Annotated in this window: 29 protein-coding genes and 1 pseudogene; 21 read left to right on the plus strand and 9 right to left on the minus strand. The window is 41.3% G+C overall.

The window, feature by feature from the left end; genetic code table 11:
• The first annotated feature begins 353 nt into the window (after nucleotides 1-353).
• The 10 genes from PAENI_RS21325 to PAENI_RS21360 all read left to right on the plus strand — a co-directional run bounded on the left by PAENI_RS21325 (nucleotide 354) and on the right by PAENI_RS21360 (nucleotide 5790).
• Nucleotides 354-749 carry a phage minor head protein gene (locus PAENI_RS21325; protein ID WP_262495722.1) on the plus strand — a complete coding sequence of 132 codons (396 nt, stop codon included), beginning with the start codon at nucleotides 354-356 and terminating at the stop codon, nucleotides 747-749.
• 171 nt (nucleotides 750-920) lie between these two features.
• On the plus strand, nucleotides 921-1709 hold the full coding sequence (locus PAENI_RS21330) for a helix-turn-helix domain-containing protein (protein WP_149646634.1): 789 nt from the start codon (nucleotides 921-923) through the stop codon (nucleotides 1707-1709).
• Between the two features lie 481 nt (nucleotides 1710-2190).
• The gene (locus PAENI_RS21335) at nucleotides 2191-2532 is read left to right on the plus strand and encodes a hypothetical protein (protein ID WP_262495678.1); all 342 of its coding nucleotides are present in this window, start codon (nucleotides 2191-2193) and stop codon (nucleotides 2530-2532) included.
• Complete coding sequence (locus PAENI_RS32285) at nucleotides 2529-2780, plus strand: hypothetical protein (protein ID WP_262495679.1); 252 nt, start codon at nucleotides 2529-2531, stop codon at nucleotides 2778-2780. Before PAENI_RS21335 ends, PAENI_RS32285 begins: the two co-directional genes overlap by 4 nt.
• Before the next feature lie 70 nt (nucleotides 2781-2850).
• Nucleotides 2851-3075, plus strand: coding sequence for a hypothetical protein (locus PAENI_RS21340; protein ID WP_149646635.1), 225 nt, complete (start codon nucleotides 2851-2853; stop codon nucleotides 3073-3075).
• Between the two features lie 302 nt (nucleotides 3076-3377).
• Nucleotides 3378-4181, plus strand: coding sequence for an undecaprenyl-diphosphate phosphatase (locus tag PAENI_RS21345; RefSeq protein ID WP_149646636.1), 804 nt, complete (start codon nucleotides 3378-3380; stop codon nucleotides 4179-4181).
• 127 nt (nucleotides 4182-4308) lie between these two features.
• A complete protein-coding gene (locus tag PAENI_RS31925) occupies nucleotides 4309-4479 on the plus strand; it encodes a hypothetical protein (RefSeq protein WP_188114641.1) in 171 nt (56 codons plus the stop codon).
• A gap of 101 nt (nucleotides 4480-4580) precedes the next feature.
• Nucleotides 4581-5093, plus strand: coding sequence for a DUF3189 family protein (locus tag PAENI_RS21350; RefSeq protein WP_149646637.1), 513 nt, complete (start codon nucleotides 4581-4583; stop codon nucleotides 5091-5093).
• 247 nt (nucleotides 5094-5340) lie between these two features.
• Nucleotides 5341-5544 carry a hypothetical protein gene (locus PAENI_RS32965; RefSeq protein ID WP_316502866.1) on the plus strand — a complete coding sequence of 68 codons (204 nt, stop codon included), beginning with the start codon at nucleotides 5341-5343 and terminating at the stop codon, nucleotides 5542-5544.
• Nucleotides 5545-5559: 15 nt separating this feature from the next.
• Complete coding sequence (locus PAENI_RS21360) at nucleotides 5560-5790, plus strand: phage holin family protein (protein ID WP_188114642.1); 231 nt, start codon at nucleotides 5560-5562, stop codon at nucleotides 5788-5790.
• Between the two features lie 100 nt (nucleotides 5791-5890).
• Here PAENI_RS21360 and PAENI_RS21365 read toward each other — a convergent pair.
• Nucleotides 5891-6151, minus strand: a pseudogene (locus PAENI_RS21365) (IS110 family transposase); the annotation flags it as partial.
• 348 nt (nucleotides 6152-6499) lie between these two features.
• Between PAENI_RS21365 and PAENI_RS21370 the strand changes: the two are divergent.
• The 8 genes from PAENI_RS21370 (at nucleotide 6500) to PAENI_RS21400 (ending at nucleotide 13097) form a co-directional block, all read left to right on the plus strand.
• Nucleotides 6500-7450, plus strand: a complete 951-nt coding sequence (locus tag PAENI_RS21370) for a LacI family DNA-binding transcriptional regulator (RefSeq protein WP_060626897.1) — start codon at nucleotides 6500-6502, stop codon at nucleotides 7448-7450.
• A gap of 76 nt (nucleotides 7451-7526) precedes the next feature.
• Nucleotides 7527-8153 (plus strand): HAD family hydrolase, encoded by a 627-nt coding sequence (locus tag PAENI_RS21375; protein WP_149646638.1) that lies wholly within the window; start codon nucleotides 7527-7529, stop codon nucleotides 8151-8153.
• Nucleotides 8154-8258: 105 nt separating this feature from the next.
• Nucleotides 8259-8597, plus strand: coding sequence for an HIT domain-containing protein (locus tag PAENI_RS21380; protein ID WP_060626665.1), 339 nt, complete (start codon nucleotides 8259-8261; stop codon nucleotides 8595-8597).
• A gap of 321 nt (nucleotides 8598-8918) precedes the next feature.
• Entirely contained in the window at nucleotides 8919-9053 is a 135-nt protein-coding gene (locus PAENI_RS32680; RefSeq protein WP_262495681.1) for a DinB family protein, read from the plus strand.
• The gene (locus PAENI_RS33085) at nucleotides 9019-9255 is read left to right on the plus strand and encodes a DinB family protein (protein WP_410477489.1); all 237 of its coding nucleotides are present in this window, start codon (nucleotides 9019-9021) and stop codon (nucleotides 9253-9255) included. The genes PAENI_RS32680 and PAENI_RS33085 overlap by 35 nt, the downstream gene beginning before the upstream one ends.
• Before the next feature lie 289 nt (nucleotides 9256-9544).
• On the plus strand, nucleotides 9545-10876 hold the full coding sequence (locus PAENI_RS21390; protein WP_149646639.1) for a serine hydrolase domain-containing protein: 1332 nt from the start codon (nucleotides 9545-9547) through the stop codon (nucleotides 10874-10876).
• 237 nt (nucleotides 10877-11113) lie between these two features.
• Nucleotides 11114-11716 (plus strand): restriction endonuclease, encoded by a 603-nt coding sequence (locus tag PAENI_RS21395; RefSeq protein WP_149647046.1) that lies wholly within the window; start codon nucleotides 11114-11116, stop codon nucleotides 11714-11716.
• An 877-nt stretch (nucleotides 11717-12593) separates the two neighbouring features.
• Entirely contained in the window at nucleotides 12594-13097 is a 504-nt protein-coding gene (locus tag PAENI_RS21400; protein WP_076284742.1) for a DUF2798 domain-containing protein, read from the plus strand.
• Between the two features lie 150 nt (nucleotides 13098-13247).
• Here PAENI_RS21400 and PAENI_RS21405 read toward each other — a convergent pair whose 3' ends face one another.
• The 4 genes from PAENI_RS21405 to PAENI_RS21420 form a co-directional block, all read right to left on the minus strand.
• Nucleotides 13248-13556: a hypothetical protein gene (locus tag PAENI_RS21405; protein ID WP_149646640.1), complete on the minus strand. Its 309-nt coding sequence runs from the start codon at nucleotides 13554-13556 to the stop codon at nucleotides 13248-13250.
• 260 nt (nucleotides 13557-13816) lie between these two features.
• The gene (locus tag PAENI_RS21410) at nucleotides 13817-14806 is read right to left on the minus strand and encodes a hypothetical protein (RefSeq protein WP_149646641.1); all 990 of its coding nucleotides are present in this window, start codon (nucleotides 14804-14806) and stop codon (nucleotides 13817-13819) included.
• Nucleotides 14803-15297 carry an RNA polymerase sigma factor gene (locus PAENI_RS21415; RefSeq protein WP_042190786.1) on the minus strand — a complete coding sequence of 165 codons (495 nt, stop codon included), beginning with the start codon at nucleotides 15295-15297 and terminating at the stop codon, nucleotides 14803-14805. The genes PAENI_RS21410 and PAENI_RS21415 overlap by 4 nt, the downstream gene beginning before the upstream one ends.
• 176 nt (nucleotides 15298-15473) lie before the next feature.
• The gene (locus tag PAENI_RS21420; protein ID WP_149646642.1) at nucleotides 15474-15806 is read right to left on the minus strand and encodes a DUF3139 domain-containing protein; all 333 of its coding nucleotides are present in this window, start codon (nucleotides 15804-15806) and stop codon (nucleotides 15474-15476) included.
• Nucleotides 15807-15914: 108 nt separating this feature from the next.
• Here PAENI_RS21420 and PAENI_RS31930 point away from each other — a divergent pair, with 108 nt between their 5' ends.
• Nucleotides 15915-16088: a hypothetical protein gene (locus tag PAENI_RS31930; RefSeq protein WP_188114643.1), complete on the plus strand. Its 174-nt coding sequence runs from the start codon at nucleotides 15915-15917 to the stop codon at nucleotides 16086-16088.
• A 126-nt stretch (nucleotides 16089-16214) separates the two neighbouring features.
• On the opposite strand, the gene PAENI_RS31935 is transcribed toward PAENI_RS31930, so the two are convergent.
• From PAENI_RS31935 to PAENI_RS21430, 3 genes are all read right to left on the minus strand, one after another.
• The gene (locus PAENI_RS31935) at nucleotides 16215-16376 is read right to left on the minus strand and encodes a hypothetical protein (protein WP_170880221.1); all 162 of its coding nucleotides are present in this window, start codon (nucleotides 16374-16376) and stop codon (nucleotides 16215-16217) included.
• A 76-nt stretch (nucleotides 16377-16452) separates the two neighbouring features.
• Nucleotides 16453-16995, minus strand: coding sequence for an ImmA/IrrE family metallo-endopeptidase (locus tag PAENI_RS21425; protein ID WP_262495682.1), 543 nt, complete (start codon nucleotides 16993-16995; stop codon nucleotides 16453-16455).
• 140 nt (nucleotides 16996-17135) lie between these two features.
• Complete coding sequence (locus tag PAENI_RS21430) at nucleotides 17136-17312, minus strand: YjfB family protein (protein ID WP_082651349.1); 177 nt, start codon at nucleotides 17310-17312, stop codon at nucleotides 17136-17138.
• Nucleotides 17313-17461: 149 nt separating this feature from the next.
• Between PAENI_RS21430 and PAENI_RS31940 the strand changes: the two genes are divergently transcribed.
• Nucleotides 17462-17608 (plus strand): hypothetical protein, encoded by a 147-nt coding sequence (locus PAENI_RS31940; RefSeq protein WP_156113170.1) that lies wholly within the window; start codon nucleotides 17462-17464, stop codon nucleotides 17606-17608.
• Between the two features lie 78 nt (nucleotides 17609-17686).
• Here the strand turns inward: PAENI_RS31940 and PAENI_RS21435 are convergent, their stop codons facing one another.
• Nucleotides 17687-18118: a NucA/NucB deoxyribonuclease domain-containing protein gene (locus PAENI_RS21435; protein WP_149647047.1), complete on the minus strand. Its 432-nt coding sequence runs from the start codon at nucleotides 18116-18118 to the stop codon at nucleotides 17687-17689.
• 107 nt (nucleotides 18119-18225) lie between these two features.
• On the opposite strand from PAENI_RS21435, the gene PAENI_RS21440 reads away from it, so the two are divergent.
• Nucleotides 18226-18642 (plus strand): cytidine deaminase, encoded by a 417-nt coding sequence (locus PAENI_RS21440; protein ID WP_060626661.1) that lies wholly within the window; start codon nucleotides 18226-18228, stop codon nucleotides 18640-18642.
• Nucleotides 18643-18729: the final 87 nt, after the last annotated feature.

Below are 18729 nucleotides of genomic sequence, written 5' to 3' on the forward strand. Positions count from 1 at the left end.
TGCGGCAAAATCTTTAATGTGTTTATACATATCCAACATCTCCTTTTTGTAATGGAATCAAGTTTATTATACCGAACATTAGTTCGCAAGTAAATATTTACATTTTCTTAAACTACCCCCGTTAACCAAACGAAGCTGCCGAAAATCATTGCGCTAATCCCGAAATGTAATTAACTCCGTAATACTTTGATCATTTGTTTACGCTAGCCTGCCAGTTAGCTTAATGATCATTATCAGTCTATCACTCTATTTACTCACTCTTCTATTCCTCATTCAAAAACAAGGCGGCATCCCGATTTGCGAAGAACCTCAAGAAGCTGGTATCAGATATGAACGGCACCAGTTCGGATGTCATGACCCGGGCTTTTCAGAAAGCTATTAAGGAGGGAAAAACCCCTTTTGAGCGGGCGTTGCTAGTACGTGAGATCAGCGCGGCGGCCGCCAAAGGTGATGTTGGTCCATTCAACATGGAGCGGGCTATTACCGTTTCGCGAGCCATGAGCACGGCAGTGGCAAATGGCGGTAAGCTTGAAGGCTGGAAGCAATCCGAGGTGGTCACCGGTAAGAAATGGCGTTCTTCTAAAGGTGACAGGACCCGAAAGACACACCGTAAAGCAAACGGCCAGGTACAGCCGCTGGACAAGCCTTTTGAAGTCGGTAAGAGTAAGCTGATGTTCCCCGGTGATCCTTCAGGACGACCGGAGGAGAACATCCGCTGCCGCTGCACAATGCAGTCGGTGATGGATTGATAATGTTAACGGGCAGACCAATGATTGATTAACTAAGAACCGTTTATTCTAAATTTATTGTTTATTACGCACTTGCAACTGCAAGTGGCGCAAACGCAACCTCAATCATATAGCATTGACTCCATTGTTTTTCTATAATTAAGGAAATATATAGCAAAGGAGAGTAAGCCAATGTCTTTTAGCGAAAAATTGTTGCAACTTAGAAAAGAAAAAGGTTATTCCCAGGAAGTGCTGGCCGAAAAACTGTGCACAACCAGACAGGCAGTCAGCAAGTGGGAAAACGGACAAGGGTTTCCCGAAACCGAAAAGCTGCTTATGATTGGCAACTTGTTCGAGGTGTCCATCGATTATTTGCTAAAGGAGGGAGAGGTAAAGGGCAGCGTTAAAGAGCGTGGGTATTATGTCAGCCAAGAGATGGCGGAAGGGTATTTGATTCATCAGCAAAAGTCATCCAATCGCATTGCGACAGGCCTGTGCCTTCTAATTATGTCTTTTTTGCCGTATTTGATGCTTCGGAAGGAATCAGTCATTTTTTCGTTTCTTATTATCATTCTGTTGGCGGCAGGGGGTGTCGTTGTTCTCATGTCCGCTATACTGAAAGACGAGGAAAGGTACCATGTGCTGGATAAAGAGCCTCTTATATTGGATCAAGGTTATGTAAAGCAATTGACTGAGCGTTTGAATAGATTGAAAAGTAGGTACGCAACTGTGATCATCGTGGGTGCTGGCATGGTAGCGGTAGGCGGAATGGGCTTTTTGCTAGAAAGAAGGGGGATCTCCGAAGGCGCGTTAGTCCCTTATTATCCTATTTGTGTTATTTTGATCACTATTGGCGCAAATGTAATTATTCGAACATCTACTATGTGGTCCTCCTATAGTCTGCTGATCTACAATGAGAATCATATTAATCGGAGGAATGACGGCTTCTGGAGAAAAATCAGAAAAAAGTTGGCCGAATAAAAAGTTTGGCACTTAAATCAATGTATAACATTTGGCAGATTTCTATTGTTAACAATATGTAACGAATCCTAGTTAAGAAAGTAAATTAGCTAAGAACATTATACTAATGGAAACGATAGTTAAAAAAACAGCGGTAGTCTAGGATGTTTTTTGTCCATGATTGCCGCTGCTTCTATTATTAGGGTCAGTCTATTATTTATTTTATGAAGTTTGACGCCATTACAATTTGCAAGGAGTCATCTAATAATAGCTTCTACTTTTATTGAAAGGAGGTGAGAAAATAACATGACATTTAAACTGAAAGACGCAAAGATCACGCACATCTCCCTGGTAGACAAGGGGGCCAACGGTGTACCGTTCGCCACGAGGGTTTGGCGGATCAGAAGAAGCCGGAGTTGATCGCCGCCCTGAAGGCACTGGAAGGCGGCGGTGTGCTGGATGCTGACAGCGACACTCCTTAAACCGTAGTCGCGTCAGCGCCGTGCAGGAGGCAACTGGTGAACAGCTTGAGCAGTATATAGACGATGCACTGACCCGGATCGAGTTGTATTTACCTGTTCCTTTTCCAGAGATGGTAGACAAGCAGCTCATGTTGGCCTGGGTGAAGCTTGCGGAGTCGCTGGCTCTACAAGATAGCGAAGAATACCTGGCTTCAGTCGCCCGCGGCTACTCAGCGGAAAGTGACGGAGCTTGGACATATACCCGACAGGCAGTTGAAGGGAAGACCACAGGCAATGCTGATGTGGACTCTATCCTCTTCCTGTGGGTCAAGAAGCAGCAGCCCGGGCCGGATGATGGAAACATCACAACCTATTTACTATGAATCACCGCATGAATACACCGCTGGTAGTGTACCGGGTCGGTCGCCAGCAGGATGCGGACAACCTATTCAGCGATCGGAAGGCAGGGAAGATCGCAGATTTGAAATGTTTCGTTGTTAGACGCAAACTGATGCCAAGGCAGAATCCACCCCTGTCATATACATTGTCAAAAAGGCAATTGGGGTTCCGAAGACAGCAGACGTTCGAATCAGCGACGAAGTATTGTTATTTGGAAGAAAATATTTGGTGATTGACTCTAACCCACGCCGTTACTGGCGTGAGTAATTGGTGACTTGTGATGTAAAAGGCAGTGAACATGCATGATTTTGACGACGGATTTGGTATCCGATAAAGCACACACGTCGCGGGCAGACCGAATTATTGAGGATGTAGGGTTAGTCTTTCATTACGACATCGACCGCAATGTGGTAGAGGAGGCAGGGGAACCGATCCCTCCCCTTGGACTTATCTCCCTTCTTCCGTTACCTCCGCCAGCGACGGTTCTGTGTGGTTTCTCAGTGCTTTGGAATTATGATGGTGATTGAGGCTCCGCGCACGCGGCCGCAGAATGACCGGATGGAAGTTACCTTTCGGTATTCGTACCTGCTGCATGTTCAGAAGATAAAGGAGTTTTTTATAAATCCAAGCTGAGTTTAATGTTTGATTTTCTTGTTAAGCTAACAGGAATGATAGTTTAATAAAGTCGTTACTTAAGACTGAAATAATTTAATGTGACAATTATGTCATTCTGAATTGAATATTGTTATGTTAATCGATGGGGAAGTTTAAGTGTCTCCCTTATACTGGAAATTAAATGTTCTTATTTCCGAAAGGGGACTATCCACTGATGACTGATGTAATTAAAGCAATAATACTTGGCATAATAGAGGGCTTAACTGAATTTTTACCAGTATCATCTACTGGACATCTTATTTTAGCAGGCAATTTGCTTAGCTTTGAGGGAGATGCTGCAATAACTTTTAAAATTGTTATTCAGTTGGGTGCAGTGATGGCAGTTCTAATTCTTTATTGGAAAAGGTATTTGGAGATTGGGGTTAATATGATTAGAATGGATTTTTCCAAAAGCAAAGGATTAAATGTCATTCATATGATTTTGGCTATGTTACCAGCATTAATCCTATATCTTCTCTTCAAGGACACCATAAAGAGCCAATTATTCGGCCCAACCCCTGTTTTGATCGGTCTAGTTGTTGGTGGTGTGTTGATGATCATTGCAGCACGGAATAGGCGAACTGAAACCGCTGATACTATTGATGGGATTAATTATAAACAGGCTTTCGGAATTGGTCTGTTTCAATGCTTGGCGTTATGGCCGGGATTTTCGAGATCAGGTTCGACGATTTCAGGCGGCCTGTTGCTTGGCACTAGCCAAAAAGCTGCTGCAGATTTTACATTCATTATTTCCGTGCCAGTTATGTTTGGTGCAAGCTTGTTGGATTTGTACGATAGTCGTGATTTGTTGAGTTCTGATGATTTGATTCTAATGTTAATTGGCTTTGCGACATCCTTTCTTGTGGCAATGATTGCAGTAGTGACGTTCATCAAACTGATTAAGCGACTTCGATTGGAATGGTTTGCTCTATACCGGTTTGTTTTAGCAGCTCTCTTCTATTTAATCGTCATACAGTAACTAGTTTTTATTTGATTGTCTAAATATTCCTCCCTTTTTCCGGACCAAAAAAACCGCCTTTCCCTAGGCGGTTAATGCCGTACTATCATTCACCGTTAGCATATGATTGTGAGAAAGATTCCTATACATGAACCTAAAAAAACAGATTTGCCAGGGCGTTGATGTTATTTTAAATGACCTGAACAAGCGAACAAAGCAGGAATGGATTGAGAGCGCAGTGGTTTTGAAGCGGGAACGCTTTGAAATTGCCGGCGCTCTTTTTGATTGTGTGGAAGATCCAGCCAAACAAAGCAGTTGATATGGCGGATCAGTCCGAGCGGTTCAAGGAATCTGGTTAAACGAATTACATCATAAAAAAATGGATATAATCATAATAGAAAAAATATGAAGGATGATAATATGATTTATATCTATAATGATTATGGTGGGACACATACAACAGCTTTGGCAGCAGCTTATCATTTAAAACAAATTACTCAGTCTGAGCGAAAATTAACTACAGAGGAAATATTGAATGTTAAATTTTTCAATAAGTTAACGAAAAATGATTCTGGTAAGATTATTTTTCACGGAATTGATGAAAATGGAGACTCCGTTTATACAATCGGTAGGAAGTCATCAAAACTTGTAGTCCCAGCATTAAGAGACCTAAGCTTATTACTTGAAAGAAAACATCATTTTGAAGAAAAAATAATATTCTCTAATACTTCACCCACGGTGCCCATCCTGATGTCAATTGGAGGGTTCCTCTCAAGGGGATTAAAAATTGATTTTATTGGTGTTCCTTTATTAGTAATGGGTGCTAAGCAATGTTGTGATAATATATTTCGATTGGTTGAAAATACGAAACAAATAGGGAAGTCCTCCAATGAGGAACAAGTTATTATTTTAGCAAATGAAGTCTATAAGTAATAATTTTTCAAAGGTTCATAAGGAACATACTGCGCAGCAAGGCACGTCTCAATAGGCGTGTCTTTTATTTTGCCCTCGGACACTGTCCGGGGGTTTTTATGTTGAGGGAGAGAACGGGGGAACGGGAGTGGAGATTACAACAATCACAGCAATAGTCGCAGCAGTAAGTGGAGTTGTGCTTGGGTGGGTAACTCGGACATCTGCCTTTAAAGAAGATGTTGCTTAGGAGGCTGGCAGCGGTGCAGCCTTGCGTACAGACGTTGAGTACATCAAGCATGGCGTTGATGATGTTCGGTTTGAGTTAAAAGACCAGGTAAGACGATTTGATGCATTACCAGAACGAGTGACACGAGTTGAAGAGTCTACCAAGCAAGCCCGTAAGCGCTTGGCAAAATCGAAGAATAGAGAGGATGTTCTGTTATGGAATGGAATGCAGTTGCGAATTTTGTAAAAACCAGAATTGCTGATGGTTGTCGCCGTGTGCTGGGTGATTGGGTATATCCTTAAACAAACTCCAAAGGTACCTGATTGGACAATTATTTACACAGTTACTTTAGCTGCAACCATCCTAGTTGTATTGACTACTGGAATAAACGTGGATAGTGTACTACAGGCGATTTTATGTAGTGCAGTTGCTGTGTACGATAATCAACTGGTTAAACAAACTGCTAAAGCGAAGGAGGGAAATGAACAATGAAGAAGGTATGGGCTCTTTTTAGATTTGTCTAGTGAGCAGTTTGTATCTACATTTCTTCGTACTGTGCATCATTTAACGGAACCATTTCTGTATAAATAACCTTGACATCTGTTTTACGCCCAGGCAAAGCTTTCATATGCTGGGCATTTACCACTAAAAATTCAATTCCTTCGGCTTCAAGTAAATTAACAATAGGCTTCCAAAATACACCCGTGCTTTCCATAGCAACGTGAGTACACTCATGTTGTTTAATCCAGTCAATTAATTGTAATAGAAACACAGTTTTAGTTGAAAACGTTTGAATCTCCTTTCCGTTAGACGTTAGAGTACATGCGGTAATATTATCCTTATGAATATCCATACCTCATGCCCGTTCAACTACGATTTCCACCTTAAAGCATCCTCTCTACGGCTAAATTAGATAAGAGGCTGGTGCAACAATCAGAGTAGGATTAATCTCCCATGAGTGCTTCCCAATAGGGAGCGACAATCTGTGATGCACCGTGATCGTTGGAATCAGACTAACGGATGGGCTCGTAGGCACCATAGCTTATCGACCTTCCTCTCCCAGCCATAGTAGCAGTATTAGCAGATATAACCATTTTCATCATCTGTGGTGCAGCGCTTGCGCTGCATGTATGGCTAACGGGCAGGTTAGTTCTAATATATGGTATGATTTGTGTGTTAAAGAGAGGATGGATGATACAACTTGGCTAATATTAATGATATTGCAAAGCGGGCAGGAGTTTCTGTATCGACTGTATCAAGGGTGCTAAACAATAATCCGTATGTATCCGAGTCCAAAAGGGCGGCCGTACAGTCTGTGATTGATGAAATGGATTATACGCCTAACCGTCTTGCTGTCGATTTAATTCGTAAGGAAACAAGAAACATCGGTGTAATCATGCCCTACAATAATAATCAGGCTTTTGATCAAATGCTTCATGGCGTACTTAATCGATCGGTCGAGCTTGGATACACCGTGATGGTTCTTCCTACGAAATACAACCCAGAAACAGAACTTAACTACTTAAATATGCTCAAAAGTAAGCAACTCGATGCAGTAATTATTACCTCCCGCTCGAACCCTTGGGAGTTGCTTACCCCCTTCACTAAATATGGAACGATCGTTTCTTGTGAGTATACTGAACACCCTGAAATAGGCTGTGCTTACATGAATCGATACGCATCCTTCGTAGAGGCATTCACGCTTTTAAAGGATAAAGGTCATATCCGCGCCGCTTTTACAACGGCGAGAGGTGAAGAAAGCAATAGTACAAAACTGACGATAAAAGCGTATCAGCATGTTTTTGGAGATTTGCTACCCGAGTACCACGTCAGTAATTGTTATAATATTGATGATGGTGTTCGTGCAGCTCAACAATTGCTAACCACACATCTTCGGCCAACCGCTGTATATGCAAACGGGGATGAGGTTGCGGCGGGGATTTATCAATACACCAGGGGCGCACAGTTACTCGTGCCTGATGATCTTGCGATAATTGGCCAAGAAAATCAGCCTGTTGGTATCGGTCTAGGTCTAACAACTGTAGATCATCGATTGGTTCAGGTCGGTGAACACGCTTTTAATCTTGCCATACACAAGTCAACGGATAAGATAGAGATTCCATATCGAGTTATAGTGCGTCAATCCACTTAAAGGGTTGACTTGAAATGGATTTCATACTTTAACATACCCTTAGTGTGACCAATGCTACCTAAAGGAGAAGATGTTTATGTACGAAATCTTTATTTTTGATGTTGACGGAACGTTGATTGATACCGAAGAAGCCGTCATGGGTTCTTTGCAAAAAATGTTGAAAGTTCACTTTAATTTGAGTGTACCCCAACAAGATCTAAAGTTCGTGCTGGGGATCCCAGGAGCTGTATCTTTGCCTCTACTCGGGATAACTGACATTGAGCTTGGAAATCAACTTTGGAATAATTACATGGCGGATTTTAAAAAGACCATTCATGTGTTTGACGGTATCCAGCAGTTACTTTCCACCCTAAAGGAGCATTCAGTTACAACAGGAGTGGTAACTTCAAAGACTTATCAAGAATATCAAAATGACTTTGTCCCGTTTGGGCTAGCTGACGATTTGAATTATATCGTATGTGCAGATGACACGGAGCTTCATAAACCTCATCCAGATCCGCTGCAAAAATTCCTTCAGATCTCAGAGGCAATTGCGGAGTCATCCATCTATATTGGTGACACTATCTATGACTATGAATGTGCAAGAGACGCTGGTATAGATTTTGGACTAGCACTTTGGGGATGTAAGAACCCTGATAGTATTCCAGCTAAATATAAATTTGAGCACCCGAAGGATATACTTTCTCTTATAAAACCCCAGTAGTTAACTCAACTAACGGGACACGTTAGTTCAATACCCAAAGGGCAGGTTACTGACAAATTATCGTGAATGTTAAAATAGTGAAAATAGGATGCGGAGGAGATAAGTTTGACTCAGGATTTTTATTGTGATGAGGTATTAAGTGGTCGTACTTCTGTGCAAAAGGTATTCGAGACTGATAACGTGCTTGCATATCATCACACTCGCCCTTTTTATCCAGTTCATATTGTTACGATTCCGAAGAAACATATCTCGTCTCTTCTTACACTCGAACAAAGCGATAACGAACTATTAATTGAGTTGATGGACGTTGTAAAAAAGGTGGCAACGCAGGTACAGTCTGAGTATGGTGCATGTAGGGTATTAACTAATTTGGGGAAATACCAAGACTCAAAACATCTTCATTTTCATCTGTTTTATGGAGAACCATTACACAACGATGATTAAGTTAACGAGGAACGTTAACTCAACACAATATAACGGCACCTGGATAGATAACCAGTTGCCGTTTTTATTGAAGTAAAGGACAGATTAGTACAACTTCTTAACCATTGGGTATGTACGTTACAATGAGTCAAATGAGGAGGGATAAACATGGATTCATTACGTTATCCGATAGGACAATTCATTGCAATAGAGAACCCCACTGAAGAACAACGATAACAATTCTTCGAATCGATAGCTGAAATCCCCAATAAACTTCGGCAAGCAATTGACGGTTTGGAGGTTGGACAATTAAGCAATTCTTACTGAACTGGGGGATGGTCGTTGCAACAGATTGTTCATCATTTAGCCGATGCTGAAATGAACGCGTATATTCGGTTCAAACGAGGTTTAACCGAGGAGCAACCACTTGCAGGAACATTTCGTGAGGACTTGTGGGCAGGAGGATACCCCAGTTGAGACATCTATCTTACTTTTGGAAGCACTCCATATCAGGTTTTTGAAATTATTAGTCAAATTGAAACCATCGGACTTTGCACGGTCAGTTACGAGTCCAACTCACGGTACTATGACTTTAGAGATTGCTATTCAAAGATTTTCATTGCATGCTCAGCACCATATTGCTCAAATAAACTCCTTGAGGAATACTATGGGATGGTAAGCAATCTTATGGCTTACGCTAACGAGACACGATAGTTGAACATAAAGGGTTTCACATATTAGTCATGACTAATATGTGAAACCCTTTATTATATCTGACTTTCTTAAATTTAGGTCTTGATAAACTGAGGAAATAAAGTACTCGACTGTCGAGGGCATTAAGCTAAAGGGCAGGATGCATAAATAAGTATAATCATTCTCTACCAAATAAAGCATTGGCATTATGGTAAAATAAACCTATTACTTAAGGGAATTTAAGCGTTTGATGCCGAATATTTGGGGAGGCTAAAATGATTAATGATCAGAATATAGGGAGTTTGTTACATGAAATGCTAGCAGATTTCGTAGAAAATGAACAGTTTCCGGGCTTAGCAGTCGGAATAGTGAGGGACAACCAGATTTTATTTACTGGTGAATATGGAACAGCAAATTTATCGACAGGTGATCCCCTTATCAGGAGTACTTTATTTCACCAAGCCTCAGTTTCTAAAACCTTCGTTGCTACTGCCATTATGCAATTAGTTGAGCGTGGCAAAGTGGATCTAGATTCACCGATCACCCATTATCTACCGTATTTTAAGATGGAGGACGAGCGATTTCGCAATCTTTCAATAAGGCAGCTTATGAACCATACCTCGGGGATGCCGGATGAAGAAGATTACGCATGGGACCGTCCTGAATATGATGAGCAAAGTCTTGAAAGATATGTAAAAGGTGTTTATCGTCACAAGTTACTGAGCGAGCCTGGCGTTAACTTTGCCTATAGTAATATCGGATATGAAATTTTGGGAGACATGATCGCAAAAGTTAGCGGAATGAGCTTCGAGGAATATATGAAAAATAACATTCTTGAACCAATTGGAATGCGGTCCAGTTCGTTTCTGAAACTGGAAATTGAAACTCATCTAGCCGCACCTCATGTTTTGGGTACTTCCAATGGTTATGGTGGCTATGTTAATGATGTCTTTCCGTACAACAGGGCACATGGCCCCAGTTCCACCTTATATACTAATGCTGAAGATATGTGCCAATATCTGCTGATGCATCAAAACCGCGGAACTGCAGGAAATGGCTATCAATTATTACAATCCGGCAGCTATGATGAAATGTGGAGGCCACATGCAACAACTAGTTACGGTCAAGAAAATGCACAGATTGGATTAGGCTGGTTTCTGGGAGAATATAAGGGTTTGCGTATCATCTCGCATTCAGGATGGGATACCGGTTTTTTGAGCAATCTGTTCCTTCTTCCCGATGAAAACATCGCGATTTCTATTATGACCAATTGCGACTATGTTTGGCTGGGGAGTGCCTTCTATCCAATTCTTGATCTATTGCTTGGTTCGAACATTCCCCACATCAAGCGATCTATTGCTCAAAAAGTTGCAGCTTTAGCTGTATCTAATGGAGTAGATAATGCGATGGAAGAATATCACCGCATCATGAGGAAGGAACCAGATAAACACTATTTAATGGAATTTGAATTTATACGAATCACCGAAGCATTAACGTGGGGTGGCCATAAGGAAGACGCCGTCCGTATTCTGAATTGTGCCTCTGCAATATTTCCTGATAGTATCTCAATTTCTAGTAGGTTACAGGAATTTCAGGAAATGTTGTAATTAGTTAACAACAAAAGCTCAAATCCATTTGGTGTTCGGATCGTTGAACTAACGGGAAACGTTAGTTCAATAAACCAACAGTAGTCTAGGACTTTTTCTTACCAGTCATATATACATAATGTTCCAAATAATTTATATTAAGGTTCTAGGCTTTGGGAGTAATGGCATTGCAATTTGGAAGAACCTCGCCGGCATTGGCGAGGTTCTTATATTAATGGGGGTTGCTGGTTGACAAAAATGATAATTTTGTTGGTTATTCTTGCTATCATTACTGCTGTTTTTGTATTCAAAGTTTTATCTAGAAAGAAGAGTTACCCTCCCCAAAGTATAGTAATTGATCCACTTAAGATTACGATCCAGGACATAGACCGAATGGAAGACGGAACTGGCTTTGTAGAATATCTGTATCGTTTATTTTTGGCCATGGGTTATAGTGATGCATATAAAACGAGAGGAGGCAGAGATTTTGGATCTGACTTAGTGTTTACAGACGGGGAGGGGGTTCGAAATGTTGTTCAGGCAAAGTGTTATTCTTATCCAGTAGGGTTAGAAGCTGTTCAAGAGATCTATAGTTCCATGAGATATTACAGGGCAAAAAAGTCCATGGTAATATCCTCAAATCAATATACCTCAGCGTGTGAAGAACTTGCTAGTTATAACGCCGTAAGATTACATAGTAGAAGTGACCTTATAGAAATTATAAACTTTTTCAAGTCAGGGCAGATTGATAAAGCAAAGGATATCCTTGAGTCAGAGCCCAGGATTATACTGGAGTCATGGGATAATAAAGTAATTAAGAAGGACTTCAAAGTTGAAAAACGATGGGTTGCGAAGAAATAGATAGTTCTTAGAACAAGGAGCTTTTATACTGATGAACAATGAAGATTTTCAATACAGAAATACATACTTTTTCGTAGGGAATCCAACGATTCTATGGATCACCATACTTGGCTTGGTGTTGTTAGGATTTGTATTGTTTTATTTGATTAAGAAATACATAAAGCAGAGAAAATGAAACCAGGTATTTCATTATTGTTCAATAATTATGATGTTGCGAATGAGGAACGACAATCTTTGATGGTTGTAATGATGTGTGGAGCCCTCATATCTATTGGTGGATATAACTATTTGAAAAACAGAAAATGTTGAGTTTGTAGTTGTGCTTAAAAGCCCATAAAGAAACCCAGGACAAACTCCAGGGTCTAATGGGCACATTGGTCACAAACTCATTTTAATTAAGTTTAATCGATATTAGCTAATCCCAATAAAAACAAGAGTTCTTAAATAGAGTTTAAGGCATTTATCCCTTTCCTCTATATCAGTTGGTTAGAGCGGTCGGCTCATAACCGATTGGTCGGGGGTTCGAGTCCCTCAGGGTCCGCTTATCAAAAACTCTTACTTTGTAAGGGTTTTTTGCTGGCTATAGGTACATAAATTCAAAAGGCAGGGAATTAGGAAGGCTGGAATTTTGAGCTTGCTAACGGATGCACTGATACCAGATTTATCGCCATGCGCTTGCAGGGATAGTTTAAATCTTTTGAATGCACTAAAGAGCAGAGGGATTTAATAAATCTTAAATAGAGGTCTGACATTCATTTGAAAAAAGTGCTATAATTATTAAATCAGTGTGTAGAGATATTGGTCTTTTTATTGGGCCAAAAATATATGTCTCATGATACGTCTGCCATCTGAAATATGATTCACGGAGATGACAAACATGCATGGAGACACAAGACTGCCCAGAAACGGAAAAGAAGGTATATTATTTTTACTCATTATTTCAATCATATCAGTAAACACTATTGCCCCTATTATTGTGGGGTTGGAACGTGGCTTCAGTAAGGAAGTGTATATAGATACACTAAAGGTTATTCCGTTTATGTGGATGATCGTAGTTTTTTCCGTAAGATTAGTTGCCGGGCCGATTGTTGGGAAAGTGATGCCAAAATTCATGGGACAAACCGATGGATTTAATGCTAGGGTGCTGTTGAATACTTTATTGAATGTTACGGTGTTATCTATTCTACTATCGATAATCGGTACATGGGTTGGGACGAAACAAATAAGTCTAGAGCCACTTAAAAACTTCCTTCATATCTGGCCAAGAAACTTTGGTATAGCATTTTGGATTGAACTGTTGGTTGCGCAGCCGATAGCAAGATTTGCGATGAAAACATTACACACAAGACAGGATCGTAAAACAGAAAGTGTAAATGCGTAACTAGCTGAAACGTTGTATACGAATAAGAATCTCAGGAACGTCCATGGTGGGCGTTCTTTTTTTGAGTCCCGTTATCATAGCGGTATTGAACATGTAAAAGAGCCATCATAGGATTAACCTACAACGGCTCTTTTAAACTATGTACTTTCTCTAAAAACAACTCTTCAAAAAAGCTTTGTAAATTTTTTCGTCTATCTCTATTAAACTCTTCTTTCCATCCTTGAACTGAACTGCAATGATATGAACTCCTTTACTCTTAGCTGAAAGGCCAGCGAGTAAACCAACCGGTCCGAGTAGAAATCCTCCCACTAATCCTATTCCCACAGCACTCACAGCACTTTTGGAATGAGTTTCGTCCATTATCTCATAATCCTCTACAGTGTTTTTGTCTATTGTGATTGTTTTTAAAAAACCAGTTTGCAAATTTACAATTCCAAAAGTAGACTCCTTCTTAAACATATATATTAATCGACAAAATCATTCTACTACACAAAAACTTTTGGAGATATATGGATTTTTATTTAGAATCAGATATTCTGGCATGGTGCAATGCAAACCATACTGCCAACACAAAAAGGGCGCTGTCGCAAAGCCATGAAATGGTTTTGAAGCAGCGCCCTTTTTTGTATCCAGCTAGACTTCTCTAATGGGTATAGCGTCCGAAAAGTGGTCCCAATCGTTGTCGCAATCGCTGTACTCTCGGTTTTCGACCAGCATTCCTATAGTTTCATACTATCCCACAGTTGCTGGAATGCCTCGGATTCGACTTCGAAAAATACCGGTGCCTGACCGTAACGTACAAGCCCTTGACCAAACAGCGTCAGTTCTACTCGGGCGTTGTCTTCCAGCTGGAGATAGAGAACCTTGCGGTCTTCGCTGTCGTAGATGCCTTGCGCGGTAAGAGACTCTGCTGCCAGCGGTTTGGCTGCTTGGAGTGCCTTCAAGAAGCCATTAAGCGCCTCGTCGTCAGCGAGCGTTGTGTACTGCTGCTGTCCGTTGTTCCAACTGTCGAAGCTTTCCCATTGTGCGGAAGTAATTCGACCTTCCAGATTTAGCTTGCCAAATAGATCTGCGCCACTGTTTACGGTGATCCCGTTTGTATGCTCATACAGTTCGGCGAATACCTCGCCGTTGATTTCCGAATAGGACATAATCAGGAAATCGGAATCATATCCCTTTACGGAATAGATATCCGTTTCGCCGATGTTAGAAGCTAACTCAATATATTTGTCTTTACCGCTCCATTCATCGATGCCACCTGTAGTACGTCCAAGCTTGTCACCGCGCAGAGCGGTAGCATCGGCTGCGTTGATTCGAGTCGCAGACTGTGTATAAATGTTATCTTTATATACGACTAGAGCGATCATATCTGCCATAACGCCAGATTTGGTATCTGGCAGTTCCAGCTTGGGGATAACAATGCTTCCGGACGCATTTGTGCCAGAATTGTCTGGTTGGCTTGGACCTGGAGTTACCTGAGCGATTTGCCCTTGAGTACTCTGGCCATTTAACTGCTGCCATATATTAGGTGCAGCTAAGCCGATCCCGGCGGCGAGGACGATACTTGCCGCGATATAAACCGTCTTGCGTGGACGTTTCCGTTCCTGCTGTTGCTCCAGTTTGTCGATCAATTCTTTTTTCATCTCTTCACCTGGTTTCATAGAATCCACCGCTTTCTTGTATAATGTTCGAAACTGATCTTCTTTCATTGTGATTCCACTCCTTCCAGCTCCAGTTTTAACAGTTGCCGTCCCCGCTGAAGTCTCATCTTCACGGCAGACTGACTAATCTGCAGAATCTTGCTGATTTCCTGGATGGGATAGTCCTCGTAATAATAAAGATGGATTACGGTTTTATACTTCATAGGCATCGCCATAACTAACTGCAGTAGAGCCAAATCCTCGGGGGTGTCTACCGCAATCGGCTCAGCATTTTCCAGCTTAACCTCGCGCTTGCGCCAGCCTCTGCCCAGTAATGTTTTACAATGATTGGTGATTACCCGGATCAGCCATGCTTTTTGATGTTCAGCGTCTTTGAACTTTGGTGCTTTTTCTATCAGTTTGATGAAGGTATCCTGAGTGGCCTCTTCGGCATCTTGGCGGCTGCCTAAATGGACCAAAGCAATCCGGAACAGCATATCTGCGTAGATTTCGTAACTCTTTATCACATGATTTCCCGGCCGGGTCATGGATCGTTGCATGATTCTATGCCCCCTTTACCTATAACACCATTTAGGACGGCATTTGGTCACATTATGTTCCTGAGAAAATTTGTTAGCGTCTAGATCAAGGGTTAGAATCTAAAAAAGGTGCGATTGCCCCAGCAGCCATATCATGACTGTTGAGACAATCGCACCTTTATAATAGAAGTTCCCCTTTACGGGAGGGTCTCCTCACTATGTTTATATGTATAGTTTGGATCAAACCTTTTTACAAGAGCCATGCTATATTGATAAATCCGATCCTTCTCTTTTCGATAAGAGTATCTTGCGTTAGGTTCATCTGCAAAAATCACCGTTGTACTTACGACGGGAGCCTTACTAATCTGGGTGTGTACTTTATAAAGATCTTCATTCTTATAATCTCTCGTAGCTACCAAATAATGAATCACTTCATTATCCATATGATTTCGGAAGGCCTGAAGCGCTAAAGAAGCGACTCCATATACAATAACGAAGGTAATAAGAATTATTTTTGTTCTTTTCTTCATTAATTCCCTCCATTTAGCTAAAATGTATATATTATAAGGTAATATATTGTGACTGGTATGTCATATCTATTGTATCTTGTAATTTACACATTAGAAGGGAGGAAGAAAATGATGCAACAAGAAGAAAAAATACAGGAGCTGGAGCGGCGAATTAAGGTATTAGAGAATCATACTAATCCGAAGCTACCAGGTCTGAGAATCTTATGGTTTATTATTTGGGGGTTCGTGGGCATATTCCTCATTCTAACTCTTATTGGTGTGATTCAGTTTGTATCCGCATAATTGAGAGCTTTACTATTACAAATAAGGCAGCAAATTTCCCGCCGATAGTTAAACCCGCGTAGGTAAAGAATTGCCTGGGTATACTATACTTGCTGCCTTTTTATTATGAACTTACACAAATCATCTTCAGTCGTCTTTGGGTTCTTGCAATAAAATGGAGAAGGTCCCCGTTTCATGATCCACTTCAATCGACTCGATCCCAACAAAATCCGGAATTTCGGGGTGTACTGCATCTACGTTATAATCTGGATGAGTCATCAATAATTCAATTACTTTAATGGCTTCCATATCGATCCCCCTTGCGAGAAATTCCACCATAATTAATGGTCCTTCATTGCGACTACCCTTATTATCACCGCAGTCATTATTGAATATGTGTTAATCGTTCTTCGTTTCTTCCCATCACGGCCAATAATTGCCCCTGAAAAACACGTCTTTGAATTTGATCAATCCGCTGTAAAGCCAGCTCGTTTGGCACTTGAAATTCTGCTGCAAGATAGCTGATTGCATCTTCCCGTTGCTCAGGCAATGTCATGCGGGAGATCATGGAGTAGGGCATAGCTGCATAAAGAATAAATCGCTCAGATTCATCCTCCTGTGCCCGCGTAAAATGTTCTGGCATCAATATTTGATCAGTACCATGGCGGAGCAGATGACAGAGCTCATGGAGAAACTCTAGCCGCTGCAGACTGGCTGGAAGCCGGTTGTCAATAAACATGGTGTACATCCCCGCTGATGCTTCGATGCTCTTGCTTCTTACATCCAAATAATGAACCCAAATATTAAGCCGTTCTGCAATATAAGCAATCGAAATTTGCGAAGGCTGAGTAAGGTTCAGACGCTTGTATAAATCTTCTGTCCACTTCTCCAGCGCAGTCATTTGATAATAGGATTTCATGTTATTCATATCATTCACCTCATTCAGAATCAGTTATAGGATCGTATGTTCGCATAAATGAGCAAAAGAAAAGCCCGAAGGCTATGTAAAGTAAAAAACATAAGGACACATAAGAACGAGTGTTCTCGTGTGTCCTTAGCATAAAGCAATTAAACACTAATATCAAGTGTTTTTCCTAAATTGGGAGCAACGCTTTTGCCCAGCATTTCCACCATCATTTGACTCTGGGTTTCAGCCTGATTTTTGGCAATACTCATGACCTGTATCCCCACATTTTGAGCCAGGGATGCTTGACTCATTGCCATTGATAATGCGGCTATATCCATATTGCACCTCCTTTGTGTATATCCTGTTTATCGACAGTGCCTACCTAATTCATTAGGTGAATAGCATTTGTTTGCCAGTTCGCCCAAACGGCTTATCTCCTTTTTACATATCTTGTGCTGTAGTCATTAATCATTAGGAGGAATTAATTATGGGAATGGAACATTGTGGTTGTAACGTAGGTCCTGTAGTAAGCCCAGTAAATGTAGGTCCGGTGTGTAGTCCTTTTACTTCAACAGGAGCTATTCTGGTACTCTTCATCTTGCTGGTTATCATCACTAAAGCTTGCTTATTCTAAGCTAGCTGATGCACATTGTAGCCCCATCCGGTATACCGGATGGGGCTATTCTTTTGAAGCACTGTTCACGTTAGCTTATTATTTGAACATAAATTCTACGCGGGTTCCATCCGCATAATCTTCTAACTGATTGCCAACCCAGCTTCCTGCACCGCGGTTATCTTTTGGGGTTATGTATTCAATGTCGGCCCCTTTGCCGCCTTCATTACACATGGCCATGGGCCATTCATCGCGGTCGTAGCCTTTTTTGGTGGGGATCCCTTTTAAGGATTCTTTGCGGTTGTCTTCAGCCTGCTCACGGTTAATCGTGCACGTCGCGGACTCCCCTTTGGCAATCGCGTCCTGAATGTGCTTAGCGGTCTCAGGATAACGATCTGATGGGAAGATCAGCTGAACAACTTCTGAATCGGATGTGGACGAGGGGGCTGCCGGATCTCCGTTCTGTTCATACCAGTAACCGCCAAAAGCAAGTAACACAACAATGATGAGACTGGTGAGTAATTTCTGTATTTTCAAATCTGCTCCTCCTTTTTTGGAACTTAAAATAGTATATCTTATATCATAATGCAGTGCGATTTAATATACTTAGGAAAAATAAGAGGAGGACGGAATTGGAAATGGAGTATTTGATTACGATTGAAGATCAGACACTTATTGCCTCTGCTGAAGATATTATTACTAGACGTTATGAATGGGAGAGACACCATGTAGGGGCGGCGCTCCGTACTAAGACGGGGGAAATCTTTACAGCGGTACATGTAGAAGCTAGCATGGGACGAATTACAGTCTGTGCAGAAGCGATGGTGATTGGAAAAGCGATATCCGAAGGCTACAAGGAATTTGATACGATTGTTGCGGTAAGGCATTCTGATCCGGACAGCGAGGAAAGAGAAATTAAAGTAGTTTCTCCCTGCGGGATGTGCCGTGAGTTAATTGCTGATTACGGGAAGGATTGCAAAGTTATTGTATCCGAGGACGGCCGGTTAGCTAAATATGATATTTCTGAATTACTACCGCTGAGATATACGAGGTAAATTGGAGATATAGTCAGGAGCCGCCGGGCTCCTTTTTTTATTGAGCCGTGAATTTATTCAGCAGTTCCTTACACTGTCCTAAATTAA

This window comes from Paenibacillus sp. B2(2019), from assembly GCF_008370385.1.
Classification (GTDB): Bacteria; Bacillota; Bacilli; order Paenibacillales; family Paenibacillaceae; genus Paenibacillus_AQ.

Bases quoted from the DNA above. Each gene is read 5' to 3' on its own strand.
- PAENI_RS21325 (WP_262495722.1), top strand. From the start codon at position 354: ATGACCCGGGCTTTTCAGAAAGCTATTAAGGAGGGAAAAACCCCTTTT.
- PAENI_RS21330 (WP_149646634.1), top strand. From the start codon at position 921: ATGTCTTTTAGCGAAAAATTGTTGCAACTTAGAAAAGAAAAAGGTTAT.
- PAENI_RS32285 (WP_262495679.1), top strand. From the start codon at position 2,529: ATGAATCACCGCATGAATACACCGCTGGTAGTGTACCGGGTCGGTCGC.
- PAENI_RS21340 (WP_149646635.1), top strand. From the start codon at position 2,851: ATGATTTTGACGACGGATTTGGTATCCGATAAAGCACACACGTCGCGG.
- PAENI_RS21345 (WP_149646636.1), top strand. From the start codon at position 3,378: ATGACTGATGTAATTAAAGCAATAATACTTGGCATAATAGAGGGCTTA.
- PAENI_RS31925 (WP_188114641.1), top strand. From the start codon at position 4,309: ATGAACCTAAAAAAACAGATTTGCCAGGGCGTTGATGTTATTTTAAAT.
- PAENI_RS21350 (WP_149646637.1), top strand. From the start codon at position 4,581: ATGATTTATATCTATAATGATTATGGTGGGACACATACAACAGCTTTG.
- PAENI_RS21360 (WP_188114642.1), top strand. From the start codon at position 5,560: ATGGTTGTCGCCGTGTGCTGGGTGATTGGGTATATCCTTAAACAAACT.
- PAENI_RS21375 (WP_149646638.1), top strand. From the start codon at position 7,527: ATGTACGAAATCTTTATTTTTGATGTTGACGGAACGTTGATTGATACC.
- PAENI_RS21390 (WP_149646639.1), top strand. From the start codon at position 9,545: ATGATTAATGATCAGAATATAGGGAGTTTGTTACATGAAATGCTAGCA.
- PAENI_RS21395 (WP_149647046.1), top strand. From the start codon at position 11,114: ATGATAATTTTGTTGGTTATTCTTGCTATCATTACTGCTGTTTTTGTA.
- PAENI_RS21400 (WP_076284742.1), top strand. From the start codon at position 12,594: ATGCATGGAGACACAAGACTGCCCAGAAACGGAAAAGAAGGTATATTA.
- PAENI_RS21405 (WP_149646640.1), bottom strand. From the start codon at position 13,556: ATGTTTAAGAAGGAGTCTACTTTTGGAATTGTAAATTTGCAAACTGGT.
- PAENI_RS21410 (WP_149646641.1), bottom strand. From the start codon at position 14,806: ATGAAAGAAGATCAGTTTCGAACATTATACAAGAAAGCGGTGGATTCT.
- PAENI_RS21415 (WP_042190786.1), bottom strand. From the start codon at position 15,297: ATGCAACGATCCATGACCCGGCCGGGAAATCATGTGATAAAGAGTTAC.
- PAENI_RS21420 (WP_149646642.1), bottom strand. From the start codon at position 15,806: ATGAAGAAAAGAACAAAAATAATTCTTATTACCTTCGTTATTGTATAT.
- PAENI_RS31930 (WP_188114643.1), top strand. From the start codon at position 15,915: ATGATGCAACAAGAAGAAAAAATACAGGAGCTGGAGCGGCGAATTAAG.
- PAENI_RS31935 (WP_170880221.1), bottom strand. From the start codon at position 16,376: ATGGAAGCCATTAAAGTAATTGAATTATTGATGACTCATCCAGATTAT.
- PAENI_RS21425 (WP_262495682.1), bottom strand. From the start codon at position 16,995: ATGAATAACATGAAATCCTATTATCAAATGACTGCGCTGGAGAAGTGG.
- PAENI_RS21430 (WP_082651349.1), bottom strand. From the start codon at position 17,312: ATGGATATAGCCGCATTATCAATGGCAATGAGTCAAGCATCCCTGGCT.
- PAENI_RS31940 (WP_156113170.1), top strand. From the start codon at position 17,462: ATGGGAATGGAACATTGTGGTTGTAACGTAGGTCCTGTAGTAAGCCCA.
- PAENI_RS21440 (WP_060626661.1), top strand. From the start codon at position 18,226: ATGGAGTATTTGATTACGATTGAAGATCAGACACTTATTGCCTCTGCT.